The following is a 13,732-nucleotide window of genomic DNA, read 5'->3' as shown; positions in this document are numbered from 1 at the left end:
CTATTTTACAAGGTAAAACTACACGAATGAAGCCTTCTATTGTTGCCAAGCTGGAAGCCTTGCAGGAGCGCCACGAAGAAGTTGAGGCGATGCTGGGCGATGCTGGTGTGATTGCCGATCAGGAGCGTTTCCGCGCTTTATCCCGCGAATACGCCCAGCTGACCGACGTCAGTCAGTGCTTCCGTCAGTGGCAGCAAACCCAGGAAGACATTGAAACCGCCGAAATGATGCTGGATGACGCCGAAATGCGTGAGATGGCACAGGAAGAGCTAAAAGAGGCGCGTGCCGCCAGCGAAGCGCTGGAGCAGCAGCTGCAGGTGCTGCTGCTGCCGAAAGATCCGGATGATGAGCGTAACTGTTATCTGGAAATTCGTGCCGGAACCGGCGGTGACGAAGCGGCGATCTTTGCCGGCGATCTGTTCCGCATGTACAGCCGCTACGCTGAATCGCGCCGCTGGCGTGTCGAAGTGATGAGCGCCAACGAAGGCGAGCACGGCGGCTACAAAGAGGTGATTGCCAAAGTGATTGGCGAGGGTGCCTACGGGCGCCTGAAGTTTGAATCCGGCGGTCACCGCGTGCAGCGCGTGCCGGAAACCGAATCTCAGGGGCGTATCCACACCTCAGCCTGTACCGTGGCGGTGCTGCCGGAAGTACCGGAAGCGGAGCTGCCGGAGATTAATCCGTCCGACCTGAAAATTGATACCTTCCGTTCATCGGGCGCGGGTGGCCAGCACGTTAACACCACCGACTCGGCGATCCGTATTACCCACCTGCCAACCGGCATCGTGGTGGAGTGCCAGGACGAACGTTCCCAGCATAAAAACAAAGCCAAAGCGCTCGGCGTGCTCGGGTCCCGTATTCGCGCCGCCGAAATGGCGCGCCGGCAGGAGCAAGAGTCCTCGACCCGTCGCAACCTGCTCGGCAGCGGCGACCGTTCGGACCGTAACCGCACCTATAACTTCCCGCAGGGCCGCGTCACCGATCACCGTATCAACCTGACGATTTACCGTCTGGATGAAGCGATGGAAGGCAAGCTGGACGCGCTGATTGAGCCGATTGTGCAGGAATACCAGGCCGATCAGCTGGCTGCGCTTGCCGGGAACGAGTAGTGCAAATCCGTGTCTGGCTGCGAGCGGCGATAGCCCGTCTCAGCAGCAGCGAAAGCCCGAAACGCGACGCGGAGATCCTGCTGGCATGGGTGAGCGGTAAATCCCGCGCCTGGCTGATCGCTTTTGACGATGCGCAGTTGGATGACAGCCAGCTGGCCGCGCTGGAGATGCTGCTGGCGCGCCGCGCCGCCGGGGAGCCGGTGGCGTACCTTATCGGTGAACGTGAATTCTGGTCGCTGCCGCTCAGCGTGTCGCCCGACACCCTGATCCCGCGCCCGGACAGCGAAGTGCTGGTTGAGCAGGCGCTAAGCCGCCTGCCTGCAGACCCGTGCGCCATTCTTGACCTCGGCACCGGTACCGGCGCGATTGCGCTGGCGCTGGCCAGTGAACGCGCTGACTGCCAGGTGACCGGCGTTGACCGCATTGCGGCGGCAGTGGCGCTGGCAAAGCACAATGGCACGAAACTCAATCTGCCTAACGCCCGCTTCCTGCAAAGCGACTGGTTTTCAGCGCTGGACGCTCAGCGTTTCCAGCTGATCGTCAGTAACCCCCCCTATATCGATGCCGCCGACCACCATCTGTCGCAGGGCGATGTGCGCTTTGAGCCCGCCAGCGCGCTGGTGGCTGACGATCAGGGCCTGGCCGATATCAAAATTATTGCCTGCTGCGCCGGGAAGTATCTGGCGGATAACGGCTGGCTGCTGCTGGAACATGGCTGGCAGCAGGGTGAAGCGGTGCGGCAAATCCTGCGTGAGAACAGCTTCTGTCAGGTGGAAACCTGTCAGGATTATGGCGGCAACGACCGCGTAACGCTCGGGCAGATAACGCGTAATTAAGGAGCTTTTATGGCCGCATGGTACCTTCCACTTAAAAATTTTCATCTGTTGACCGTCGCCATCACCGCCGCGCTGTTTCTGCTGCGCTTTTACTGGTTGCAGACCGGTTCAGCCATGCTGCAGCGCCGCTGGGTGCGTATTGTGCCGCATCTCAACGACACGCTTTTGCTGCTCTCTGGCGTGCTGCTGGTCACTATTACCCACTTTTACCCGTTTACACCGCAGGGCAACTGGCTGACTGAGAAGCTGTTTGGCGTTATCATCTATATCGCGCTGGGCGCTATTGCCCTGGGACGACGTCCGCGCGCGCAAAAAGTACGCTGGATAGCGTTCATTGTGGCGTTAATCGCCCTTGTGGCCATCGTTCAGTTAGCCACCACTAAAATGCCATTGCTGGGGTTTGTATGACGTCCATCGCTGATTTTGATTTTACCGCCGCGCCGCTGAGTGAGGCGGTGATCGCTGCGTCGCTGGCGATACGCAGCGACTTTCCGGCTGAAGACGTCAGAAAGCAGTTGTCGGCACTGGTTGCCGAAGCACGCGCAGAGATCGCGCCCGAACTGGCCGCCGACTTACAGGTTGAGCAGCTGATCGCGCTGTTCTGGGGCCGCTGGGGTTTTGGTGGCGCAAGCGGCGTTTATCGCCTGTCGGATACGCTGTGGCTGGATAATGTTTTACGTACCCGCCAGGGCACCGCGGTGTCGCTGGGGGTGATTTTTCTGCATATTGCAGGCAAGCTCGATCTGCCGCTGTTCCCGGTGATCTTCCCGACGCAGCTGATCCTGCGCGCCGAGTGGATCGATCAGGATATGTGGCTGATCAACCCGTTTGATGGCGAAACCCTGGATGAGCACCAGCTGGAAGTGTGGCTGAAGGGCAACATCGGGCCGATTGCCGAACTGTATGATGACGATTTACAGGAAGCCGAGCCGCTGGCGGTCCTGCGCAAAATGCTCGACACGCTGAAATCCTCCCTGATGGATGAGAAGCAGATGGAAATGGCGCTGCACGTCAGCCAGGTGCTGGTGCAGATGGATCCGGAGGACCCGTATGAGATCCGCGACCGCGGGCTGATTTTCGCCCAGCTGGAGTGTGGACACGTGGCGTTGAACGATTTGACCTACTTTGTTGAGCAGTGCCCGGAAGATCCGGTCAGCGAAATGATTAAGGTGCAGATCCACTCTATCGAGCAAAAACAGATTACCCTTCACTAAACGCAGTGAACTCTATAAAGGCGAAGACATGAATCAGAAAGTGGTAAGCATTGGCGACATTAACGTCGCAAACGACCTGCCGTTCGTGCTGTTTGGCGGGATGAACGTGCTGGAATCGCGCGACCTGGCGATGCGTATCTGTGAGCATTACGTCACCGTAACCCAGAAGCTGGGTATTCCCTACGTGTTCAAAGCCTCGTTTGATAAAGCCAACCGCTCATCCATCCACTCTTACCGTGGCCCGGGCCTCGAAGAGGGGATGAAAATCTTCCAGGAAATTAAGCAGGCGTTCGGCGTGAAAATCATCACCGACGTGCACGAAGCCAGCCAGGCACAGACCGTGGCCGACGTGGTTGACGTGATCCAGCTGCCCGCCTTCCTTGCCCGCCAGACCGATCTGGTGGAAGCGATGGCGAAAACCGGCGCGGTAATCAACGTCAAGAAGCCGCAGTTTGTCAGCCCTGGCCAGATGGGTAACATCGTGGATAAGTTTGCTGAAGGCGGCAACGATAAAGTGATCCTGTGCGATCGCGGTGCCAACTTCGGTTATGACAACCTGGTGGTCGACATGCTGGGCTTCAACGTGATGAAGCAGGTATCGAACAACAGCCCGGTGATCTTCGACGTGACGCATGCGCTGCAGTGCCGTGACCCGATGGGTGCCGCGTCCAGCGGTCGTCGCGGTCAGGTTTCTGAACTGGCACGCGCCGGCATGGCCGTTGGCATTGCCGGCCTGTTTATCGAAGCGCACCCGGACCCGGCGAACGCCAAGTGCGATGGCCCGTCCGCGCTGCCGCTCGACAAGCTGGAGCCGTTCCTCAAGCAGATGAAAGCGATTGATGACCTGGTGAAAAGCTTCCCTGAACTCGATACCAGCAACTAAACTTCCTTTCTCCTGCGGGCCAGATATTCTGGCCCGCTCTTTATCCGCGCCCTGCGCCGTTATTTCCTGCTTACTCAGTTGTTAACATGGATTGCCAATCTAAGGAGTCATAATGAAAAAAGTCACTTTACTGTTACTGGGTGCTGTCGCGCTGAGCGGCTGCAGCCACAGCAACACCAGCCCGACGGATGCCAGCCAGCTGGCGAATCGTCAGTTTGTGCTCAGCGCGGTGGACGGCCAGGCTGTCGTGCCGCATGAGGGCATCCGGCCGGGGATCGGTTTTAGTGAAGGGCTGAAGGTGAGCGGGGTGATGTGCAACCGTTTCTTCGGTCAGGGCAAAGTAGAGCAGGGACGACTGAGCGTGCCGCAGCTGGCCTCCACGCGCATGCTGTGCAGCAATGCCGATCTGAACAAGTGGGAGCAGACGCTGACGCAGATGTTGATGAATGGCGCTGAGGTGAAGGTGGATGAGCAGTCGCTGACGCTGACCGGCAGCGGCCATACTTTGCAGTATCAGGCGCAATAAAATCAAAGGGCTGACCCGAAAAATGGTCAGCCCTTTTACTTGTAGGGGGCGACCATTTTTTCCGGTCGCCCCGTGCCGATGATTAGCACTAATCGTGATGAAGGCCATTTTTTCCGGTCGCCCCGTGCCGATGATTAGCACCCATCGTAATGAAGGCCATTTTTTCCGGTCGCCCGGTGCCGATTTTACAGCATCACCGTCATCAGATAAGCGATAAACAAGGCCAGATGCGCCGCGCCGTTTAGCACGTTGGTGCGCCCGGTAGAGAACGATATCTGGCACAGCAGCAGGGCGGAAATCATCACCACCATCTGCGGCGGCTCCAGCCCGAAGATCAGCTGCTGCCCGGTCAGCGTGGCGATAATCGTCACCGCCGGCACCGTCAGTGAGATGGTCGCCAGCACGGAGCCGAAGAACAGGTTCATCGCGCGCTGTACCTGATTGGCCAGCACCGCTTTAATCGCGCCCAACCCTTCAGGAGACAGGATCAACAGTGCCACCAGGAAGCCGGTAAACTGCTCCGGTGCGTTGAGCTCGGTCAGCAGTGACTCCAGCGTATTGGCATTCATTTTGGTCACGGCAATCACCGCCACCAGATGCACAATCAGCCATAGGGTGTGCCTGAGGCTGGAGTGCGCCGAGGGCTTACCGTGGTGCGGATCGTCACCGTCATCTTCGTGCTCATAGACAAACAGACTCTGGTGCGTTTTGGTCTGGATCAGCAGGAACACGCCGTACATCGCCGCAGAAATGGCCGAAACCAGCAGCGCCTGACCGATGGTAAAGTTGCCGCCGGGCAGGGCATTCGGCAGTACCAGCACGATCATCCCCAGCGGGAAAATCGCAATCAGATACTGTTTAACCCCCGCCAGATTGACATACTGGGTGGCAAACTTGTTGCCGCCGAGCAGCAGCGCAAAGCCCACCAGGCCGCAGGTAACAATCATAATGATCGAATAGAGCGTGTCGCGCATCAGCGCGGGCGCGGCGTCGCCGGTGGCCATCAGCGCGGAGATCAGGCTGACTTCAAGGATCACCACGGAGAGGCTGAGGATCAGGGAACCATAGGGCTCGCCCAGGCGGTGGGCTAATACGTCGGCATGACGTACCACGCTGAAGGCGCTGCTGAGGATGGCGATCAGCGCAATCAGGTTGATGCCAATGACCAGAGGAAATGATGCGGTGTTGCCCCAAAACCATAAAATGGTCAGTGCGGCGATGGGAAAGATGAGGGAATACTCGGTGTGACGGGTTTTACTGCTCTCGTGCGCACTCATAGGCAAACGCTCCTTAACCTTATCCTGTTGGCCTGAAATCGGCAAACCACACCGCAGGCCCATTAAACATAGTCTGACAATATGAAAGACAAGTGGCGAAAGTGTAACCTTTTTTCGCCGCTTTTGGCAGAAATTTACGCTATTTTACGGGGTTTTATGAATAACGGGCTATAACAGCTATTTATTGCACTTATGTAGCTATCTTAATGAAAAACTGGGGTCTTTATTGTCCGGAAGTAATTAATTAAGCCATAATGGACGGAAAATGATGGCGCTATGATGCAAAAACGCAGGCTGCAGATAAAAAGTCTGGGGAGTGGCTCTATTTTACAGCCATCCCCAAGGGCTACTTGGCTGTCGCACGGCGCCAGATTAACCGTGCGGGTAACCAGCGCTGAGTCTCTTCCGGTATCTGCTCATCGACAAGTCGGGTGACCATCTCGAAGCAGTTCCATGCCAGCAGGCGTTCATCCTGCTCAACGGTATCAATGCTTACGCAGAGCGCGTCATACAGATAGTGGTCGTCAAAGCTGCACAGGTGCATCGGCGTATTCAGCAGGCCGTGCTGGCTGAGGTAACGCAGGACACCTTCCTGCAGGCCACAGGCGGCGCAAAATAGCGCCTGCGGCACCCGCCCAAGCCGCGCGTAGAGCTCGGCAAACATTTCATAGCCGGAGCTGGCGTGATAGTGACCGTGCATGATCCACTGCGGATTTAGCGTTAACCCGGCACGCTCCAGCCCGAGACGGTAGCCCGCCAGACGATCGCGCGTCGGTGAAATTCGCGGCTGTCCGCCAAAGAAATAGAGTTCGTCATAGCCTTCGCGCGCCACGGCTTCGACCAGCGTGGCGGTGGGGCCGGTGGCATCGGTGATCACCAGAGGAAGGGTGGAGTCGCCAAGATGGCGGTCAAACAGCACCACGGGCAGCTGCTGATTAATCTTCTGATATTCAGCATCATTGAGCATGCTGGAAGCCACAATCAGCCCGTCAACCTGGCGCTGGATCAAATTATTCACCGCCAGCGTCTCCTGGCTGGCATTTTCCGCGGTGCAGGCGATAAGCAGCTGCAGGCCAGCATCGCGGCACAGCATTTCCAGTTCATGAGAGAAACGGGCAAAGCCGTGGTTGGTCATTTCTGGCACCACCAGCCCGAGGGTATGGCTGCGGCTGGAGTTTAATGCGCGGGCATGGATGCTTGGCTGGTAATGCTGCTGGCGGGCGATCTCCATCACCCGGCTGCGGGTTCCTTCCGCGACGCGCAGCTCCTTTCCCCGGCCATTAAGAACCAGGCTGGCAGTAGATTTGGACACGCCTGCCAGCCGGGCAATATCGTTAATCGTGATACGTTTGTTTTTATTCACAGTGGCTTAGGTGTGATGGCTCATCGCCTTATTCTATCACGCATTGCCGTAACCTCCAGTGATGCAGGGCGATCTGCGCGCCGCCGCTAAAATGCAGCCGCGGCTGCGGGCCGGGAAAGTAGCGAGCCGACATCACCGCTTCACCTTGGTTAATAAAGATCTCAACGCTGGAGCGGTCGCAAAGAATACGCAGACTGTGGACGCTGCCCAGCCACTGCCGCTGCTCCGCTTCACCGCTGCGCAGATTGTTGCGGTGCAGCCAGATGCCGCCTGGCTCAACCACCAGCTGCAGCGTATCGGCGAAGTTAGCCCTAAAGCTGCCGTTAAAGGTCAGTTCCAGCTCTGCGCTGTCGATCGCCAGCAGCGGAAGTTCGTCAGCGCGGGCGTTTAGCGTTACCTGCTGCTGGCGAAGCTGCTGCAGCTCGCGCGCTGGCTGCTGGTAAATGCGCTCAGATCGCAGCGTCAGTTCACGTGGGCAGGTCATGGTGTGCATCCAGCCGTAGGCTTTGGTCGGCTGGTAAAACTCATCCTCGTCGGGTATGCCCATCCAGCCGATCAGCAGGCGGCGTCCGTCGTCACTCAGGCAGGTTTGAGGGGCATAAAACTCAAAGCCCAGGTCCAGCTCATGAAACTCACCGTGGCTGAACTGATGATGGTCATAATCGAGCGTGCCGCAGAAATAGCCGCTCTGGAAGGTATTCAGATACCGCCCGTCTGCCGCCGGCAGCCCCTGCGGGCAGACCAGCAGTACGCTGTGCTCACCAAGTGTGAACAGGTCCGGGCACTCCCACATGTAGCCAAAATCACCAAGGCCGTTGAGCTGGCTACCGGCGATTTCACCCAGCAGCGTCCACTGATGCAGGTCCGGCGAGCGCAGCAGCAGTACCTTACCCTGTAGATTGAGGTCCTGAGCGCCGAGAACCATGTACCACTGCTCAGCATGCTGCCAGACTTTTGGGTCGCGCACGTGGCCGGTATAACCGGCTGGCAAAGCAACTACCGGCCCCAGCTTGGTATAGTCACCCGCTGCATTACGGGTAGCGAGACACTGCCAGGCCGTACGTTGACCGTCGTCAAACTTTACGTTGCCGGTATAGATCAGGGTCAGTTCGCCCTGATTGTCCACCGCGCTGCCAGAATAGCAGCCGTGACTTTCATACTCTTCCGACGGCGCCAGCGCCAGGGGTTCATGGCGCCAGTTGACCAGGTCAGCCGAGCTCCACTGGCCCCAGAACTTGGCCCCGTGCGCGCAGGCGAGTGGGTTCCACTGGTAGCAGAGCACATAGCGCTGGTTGAACTGAATAAACCCGTTGGGGTCATTCATCAGCCCCACCGGTGGCGCAAGATGCCAGGCAGGGCGGTGAGGGTCTTCAGCGACGCCAGGCTGTCCGCGCAGGACAGCCAGCAGGGCCTGTTTTACCCGCTGGGCTTCACTCATGCTTTTGCCTCGAATTTAATTTTGAACAGCAGTGAGAGCACAAACGCAGTGCCAAATGCGATAGCCATACCAATAAGATAATTGAGCATCGAGCTGGCCTGCACAATCGCCAGGCCTGGCAGGGCCGTCAGGCCGACGGCGGTCATATTGACGTGCATCGTCACCACCCAGGCGCCACCGATTGCACCGCCCACCAGCCCGGCGATAAAGGGTTTAATGTAGCGCAGATTTACGCCAAACAGAGCGGCTTCGGTGATCCCCAGCATGGCGGAAAACGCCGAGGGCAGCACCACGCTGCGCACCTTAACATCCCGGGTTTTAAACCAGACAGCCAGGCAGGCACCGCCCTGAGCAATATTGGCCATCGACCAGATTGGCAGCAGGAAGTTAACGCCAATTGCGGGGTTGCCCAACAGACCGGCTTCAACCGCGTGGAAACTGTGATGGATGCCGGTGATGACAATCACGGAATACAATCCGCCAAACAGCAGTCCGGCCAGCCAGCCGGCGTGGGCAATCAGCGTGCTGAGCACCAGCGAGATACCATCACCCAGCGCGCGTCCGGCGGGGCCGATAATCAACAGGGCGACAAAGCCAGAAATAATCACCGTCAGGAACGGGGTGAGGATAATATCCAACGCATCCGGGATCGCACGCCGCAGGCGTTTCTCGCAGTGGCTCATAAACCATACCGCCAGCAGCACCGGGAACACCGTTCCCTGATAGCCGATCATCGCAATCTCCAGACCGAAGAAATTCATGGTGTGGAAACCGCTGGCGACGCCCCAGGCATTGGTCAGCGCCGGGTGGGTGAGAATGCCACCCAGCGTGGCGCCAAGGTAAGGATTGCCACCAAATTCACGCGCGGCGGTAAAGCCGATCAGGATCGGCAGAATAATAAAGGCGGCAGAGCTGCACATATCCAGCATGATAAATAGCGCGCTGTCGGGATTCACCCAGCCGTAGGTCTTGACCATGCCGAGCAGGCCCATCAGCAGGCCGGATGCGACGATAGCCGGAATGATCGGCACGAAGATATTCGACAGTACCCGTGCAATGCGCTGCAGCGGATTGAGTTTTTTAGCGGCGATATCGGCCGCTTCGCTTTTGCTCGATTCGCTAATTCCTGCTTCACGGACGAAGGCGGCATGCACTTTATTAACCAGGCCGCTGCCGAAGATAATTTGCATCTGCCCGGCGTTGCGGAAGCAGCCTTTGACACCTTCCAGGGCTTCAATGTCCTCTTTCTGTACCTTATTGTCATCGACCATTACCAGACGCAGGCGTGTCGCGCAGTGGGCTGCGCTGGCAATATTTTCCCGTCCGCCAAGCAGCGGCAGGAGCGCCCTGGCTGTTTTATCAATATCCATTCTTTCACCTTTTGCTTATCGTTTTTTATGTGTATCAGAACCAGGTTTCCATCTGAACGCCGAAGTTCCACTCTCCGCCCGCGCTGAAGCCACTGCTGCCGAAGGTGTCATCGCTGGCGTAGCGATCGAGCGAGCTGTTCCAGTCCATCCAGCTGGCAAAGAAGCGGATCTCCGGCCGGGTGAAGAAATCGCCGATATCCGCCACTTTAAAGGTCGGGGCGACGGTCAGCTTCCAGAAGCTGCCGGAAACGGCCTGACGATCTCTGTACCCCTGCGCATCGAGGTCCATATACTGATAACTTCCCTCATACGCCAGGGCGAAATTCTGGTTTATCGCCTGGATCAGGCGGGCATTGAGCGTCGCCCAGCGGTAGTGGTCCCCGGCGGCATAGCGGTCGCTGCTGGTTTGTGCCAGCAGTGCCGGAGCAAAGCTCCATGTTTTGTTCAGCGGGGTGACGCCATAACTGGCCAGGCGCCAGGTTTCTGCCTGCTGCGTCAGGTTGCCATCGGAGCCAATCCCTTTCACTTCCGCACCCAGCCCATGACCATACAGCAGCGCAGTTTTAGCGCTGCCGCTGCGCAGGCCCCAGAAACTGTCATTGTGCAGAGCCAGCATCGCGTGGATGCCGCTGTCGCCTGCCCGATCGTTATCGCGACTGCGGTTAACCCGCTGGTCGTTATCTTTGGCGCGCAGGCCGCTGACCATCAGCTGGAACGGACCGGCAAAATGGTTGCTGGTGACAATGTAGTTTTGGATAGTGTTATCAATGGTTTCAATATCACCAAAGTTACGCCCGTAGAGTGAAAAGTTACTTTTTAGCCCCTCGTTCCACTGCACGTCATAGATCCCGCCGCCGGTCCCCGCGAGGAACACCACGTCAGAATCGAGCCAGTGGATATCAAAGTTGTCGCGGTCAAAGCGTTTTCCCGCCCACAGGGTACTGTTATCAAACACCCCGCTGAAGGTCGGTAGGTTGCCCAGCTCAACAAATGCCTGGCGGATGTTCAGTTCACTGGTGCTGCCGGTCCAGTCGTTGTAATCCCGCTGCCCGTCGGCCAGCATCGCTTTAAATCGCGTGGTAGCGCCGTTGGCCAACTGTTGCTTGTGCTCAAGATTCAGTTCGACGTAGGTGTTGTTTTCGTTGCCGAGACGGCCGACCGCGCCGCCCGTCTCACCGGCGGGCGTCAGGTAAGGGCCGCTCTGCGTACCCGCAGCTGAATCATTCATGATCAGGCCGGAGCGGGCGTAGCCATGAAACTCAAAACCTTCACTGAGCGCGGCGGCGCTGGCCGCCACGTTCGTTGCGGGTTGTTCAGCCGGGGTGGGCGCTGCAGCGCTGTCCGTCTGTCGGGCAGTGGCGAGCGGTGCCTGAGTACGGGCTTGCAGATGTGCAACCTGCTGTTCGGCAGCGGTGGCGCGTGTTTCAGCATCGGCGGCGCGGCTTTCAGCCTGCTGCAGGCGCTGCTCCATGGCCACCAGACGTGCTTCAAGGCTGTCGAGGGTCGGTGCGGCGTAGCCCAGTGTTGGAGTGGAAAGGGCGATGCCAATAGCGATCGCCAGAGTGCCAGGTTTAATCATGAATAAGATATCCCAGAGTGATTATTTTGTATTTTGCTAAACCGGTTCGATGCGAAGCGTAAGCGAAATGAATCAGGCTGTTCAATCAGATTTGCTAACCCGGTTTAGGAAGTGTGACCGGGTTGGCAATTTAACCTGCTAAGGTGGTGAAACGGAGAAGTTCGTCTGCGTAAGGCAGGGCGGTCATGGCACCTTTAGCCGTGGTGGCGGCGGCACCGCTATGCTGGGCCTGCTGAATGGCCTTCTCCAGCTGCTGGGGGGCCAGCGGATTGGCTTCACGCGCAAGCGCAGCCAGCAGTCCGGCGACAAAGGCATCGCCTGCGCCGGTGGTATCGACCACGCTGACGTGCGGCGCGGGATAGTGCTGCTGGCGCTGCGATTGCCAGACCGTGACTCCCTCGCTACCGCGCGTTACCAGCAGCAGCGCGGGCTGGTAATCGGCAGTAAACTGCTTAATGCCAGGCTCAATCTCGCGGCAGCCGGTCAGCGTAAATAACTCATCCTCGGACAGCTTGATGATATCCGCAAGAGCAAATGCCTGAGCCAGAAGGGCGTTCATCTCATTGGCGTCTGACCAGAGATCGCTGCGCAGGTTAGGGTCAAAACTGACCCAGCCTCCGGCCTGTTTCACCGCCTGCATCGCCCGTAAAGCGGCACTGCGCGACGGTTCGGCGCTCAGCGCAATGGAGCACAGGTGAAGACCTTCATGCGCCTGAAAGACGGGAAGCCGGTCGGGGGTCAGGAACAGATCGGCAGCGGGGCGCACCATAAAGGTGAAGTGGCGCTCACCCTCTGCATCCAGTGAAACCAGTACCGTTGATGTGCGCTGCCCGGCAGCGGGGTACATATATTGCGCATCCACCCCCTCCGCGCGCAGCGTCTGCTGCAGGAACGTGCCGAATGGGTCGTCTCCCACGCAGCCAATGAATGCGCTGTTGCCACCCAGACGGGCGATACCGACGGCAACATTCGCCGGTGCGCCGCCGGGGCACTGCAGCAGCCGTCCTTCCTCTTCCGGCAGCAGGTCAATGACCGCATCACCCAGAACCCAGACTCTTTTTTGCATGTTGATTATCCTTAAATGGTTTCGACTGAAAGCTAAACTGGTTTAGCAAAAAAATCAAAAGTTCTTTTTACTTCCCGTGCCGCTTTTTTTCCGCTCACCATAAATATTTCCGGCCTGCTGCCGATCGCTTAAGTGAAACTTTTTTTCTTTTGTGATTAGGTTCAAACTTGATTGCAGTCGCATAAATGCATAAGGTCGTTAAAAGCGTTCAGTTTTTTTGCTGAAAACGCGCATTTTCCAGGGATAGCAGTGATAACAGCGCGGATTCAGGGCAGTGGCGTGGGAGGTGGCAATGTTAACAAGAGATTTCTTATTAAAAGCAGACTGTAAAACCGCCTTTGGTGATATTGAGGAGTCGCTGCTGTGGACCAGTGAGCAGCGTGCCGCGTCCCTTGCGGCAACGCTGGCCTGTCGTCCCGATCACAGCCCGGTGTGGATTTTTGGCTACGGCTCGCTCATGTGGAACCCGGTGTTTGAAGCGGATGAAGTAGCTGCGGGCACGCTGCAGGGCTGGCACCGGGCGTTCTGCCTGCGCCTGACCGCCGGACGCGGGACAGCGGTTCAGCCGGGACGCATGCTGGCGCTGAAAGAGGGCGGCGAGACCACCGGGCTGGCTTTCTGCCTGCCCGAAGCCAAACTGCACGAGGAACTCGAGCTGCTGTGGAAGCGCGAGATGGTCACCGGCTGCTATCTGCCCACCTGGTGTGACCTGGCGCTGGACGATGGCCGCACCGTGACGGCGCTGGTGTTTGTTATGGATCCGCGCCACGCCCTGTACGAAGCCGACTCCTGCCCGAAGACTATCGCGCCGCTGATCGCGCAGGCCAAAGGACCGCTCGGCACCAATGCCCAGTATCTGTTCTCGCTTGAGCAGGAGCTGAAACGGCGCGGGATGTATGACGATTGTCTGACCGACCTGGTGCAGCGCGTGCGCGAGCTGCAGCAGTGCCATAACGGGATGGTGGGATAAATAGCGCATGACGGGTCGACCAGAAAAGCGGTCGACCCCGCTAAAGGCCGGAGCTGTCTTGTAGGGGCGGACCCTCTTTTTCGGTCCGCCCGGCAAACGAC

13 protein-coding genes are annotated in these 13,732 nt (G+C 58.1%); 7 read left to right on the top strand and 6 right to left on the bottom strand.

The annotated features are described in order from the left end of the window. The first annotated feature begins 26 nt into the window (after positions 1-26). The 6 genes from prfA to J2Y91_RS20710 all read left to right on the top strand — a co-directional run bounded on the left by prfA (position 27) and on the right by J2Y91_RS20710 (position 4,568). Positions 27-1,109 (top strand): peptide chain release factor 1, encoded by a 1,083-nt coding sequence (prfA, locus tag J2Y91_RS20735; RefSeq protein ID WP_048916260.1) that lies wholly within the window; start codon positions 27-29, stop codon positions 1,107-1,109. Then, complete coding sequence (prmC, locus tag J2Y91_RS20730) at positions 1,109-1,945, top strand: peptide chain release factor N(5)-glutamine methyltransferase (protein WP_133623452.1); 837 nt, start codon at positions 1,109-1,111, stop codon at positions 1,943-1,945. Before prfA ends, prmC begins: the two co-directional genes overlap by 1 nt. A gap of 9 nt (positions 1,946-1,954) precedes the next feature. Next, positions 1,955-2,353 carry a SirB2 family protein gene (locus J2Y91_RS20725; RefSeq protein ID WP_133623453.1) on the top strand — a complete coding sequence of 133 codons (399 nt, stop codon included), beginning with the start codon at positions 1,955-1,957 and terminating at the stop codon, positions 2,351-2,353. Further along, positions 2,350-3,159 carry an invasion regulator SirB1 gene (gene sirB1 / locus J2Y91_RS20720; RefSeq protein ID WP_133623454.1) on the top strand — a complete coding sequence of 270 codons (810 nt, stop codon included), beginning with the start codon at positions 2,350-2,352 and terminating at the stop codon, positions 3,157-3,159. Before J2Y91_RS20725 ends, sirB1 begins: the two co-directional genes overlap by 4 nt. A 28-nt stretch (positions 3,160-3,187) precedes the next feature. Beyond that, positions 3,188-4,042: a 3-deoxy-8-phosphooctulonate synthase gene (gene kdsA, locus J2Y91_RS20715; protein WP_133623455.1), complete on the top strand. Its 855-nt coding sequence runs from the start codon at positions 3,188-3,190 to the stop codon at positions 4,040-4,042. A gap of 112 nt (positions 4,043-4,154) precedes the next feature. Further along, positions 4,155-4,568, top strand: a complete 414-nt coding sequence (locus tag J2Y91_RS20710; protein WP_133623456.1) for an META domain-containing protein — start codon at positions 4,155-4,157, stop codon at positions 4,566-4,568. A gap of 185 nt (positions 4,569-4,753) precedes the next feature. Here J2Y91_RS20710 and chaA read toward each other — a convergent pair whose 3' ends face one another. The 6 genes from chaA to cscK all read right to left on the bottom strand — a co-directional run bounded on the left by chaA (position 4,754) and on the right by cscK (position 12,661). Further along, the gene (chaA, locus tag J2Y91_RS20705) at positions 4,754-5,845 is read right to left on the bottom strand and encodes a sodium-potassium/proton antiporter ChaA (protein WP_048916254.1); all 1,092 of its coding nucleotides are present in this window, start codon (positions 5,843-5,845) and stop codon (positions 4,754-4,756) included. A gap of 346 nt (positions 5,846-6,191) precedes the next feature. Continuing rightward, positions 6,192-7,208, bottom strand: coding sequence for a LacI family DNA-binding transcriptional regulator (locus J2Y91_RS20700; RefSeq protein WP_253539286.1), 1,017 nt, complete (start codon positions 7,206-7,208; stop codon positions 6,192-6,194). Positions 7,209-7,236: 28 nt separating this feature from the next. Further along, on the bottom strand, positions 7,237-8,646 hold the full coding sequence (locus tag J2Y91_RS20695) for a sucrose-6-phosphate hydrolase (protein ID WP_133623458.1): 1,410 nt from the start codon (positions 8,644-8,646) through the stop codon (positions 7,237-7,239). After that, positions 8,643-10,016, bottom strand: coding sequence for a sucrose-specific PTS transporter subunit IIBC (locus J2Y91_RS20690; protein ID WP_133623459.1), 1,374 nt, complete (start codon positions 10,014-10,016; stop codon positions 8,643-8,645). The genes J2Y91_RS20695 and J2Y91_RS20690 overlap by 4 nt, the downstream gene beginning before the upstream one ends. Before the next feature lie 34 nt (positions 10,017-10,050). Then, complete coding sequence (locus J2Y91_RS20685; RefSeq protein WP_133623460.1) at positions 10,051-11,595, bottom strand: carbohydrate porin; 1,545 nt, start codon at positions 11,593-11,595, stop codon at positions 10,051-10,053. Between the two features lie 130 nt (positions 11,596-11,725). After that, complete coding sequence (cscK, locus tag J2Y91_RS20680; protein ID WP_133623461.1) at positions 11,726-12,661, bottom strand: fructokinase; 936 nt, start codon at positions 12,659-12,661, stop codon at positions 11,726-11,728. Between the two features lie 292 nt (positions 12,662-12,953). Between cscK and J2Y91_RS20675 the strand changes: the two genes are divergently transcribed. Then, positions 12,954-13,631 (top strand): gamma-glutamylcyclotransferase, encoded by a 678-nt coding sequence (locus J2Y91_RS20675; protein ID WP_048916248.1) that lies wholly within the window; start codon positions 12,954-12,956, stop codon positions 13,629-13,631. The last annotated feature ends 101 nt before the right edge of the window (positions 13,632-13,732 follow it).

Source organism: Erwinia aphidicola (assembly GCF_024169515.1).
GTDB classification, from domain to species: Bacteria; Pseudomonadota; Gammaproteobacteria; order Enterobacterales; family Enterobacteriaceae; genus Erwinia; species Erwinia aphidicola.
This window is presented reverse-complemented; position numbering and strand designations above follow the sequence as displayed.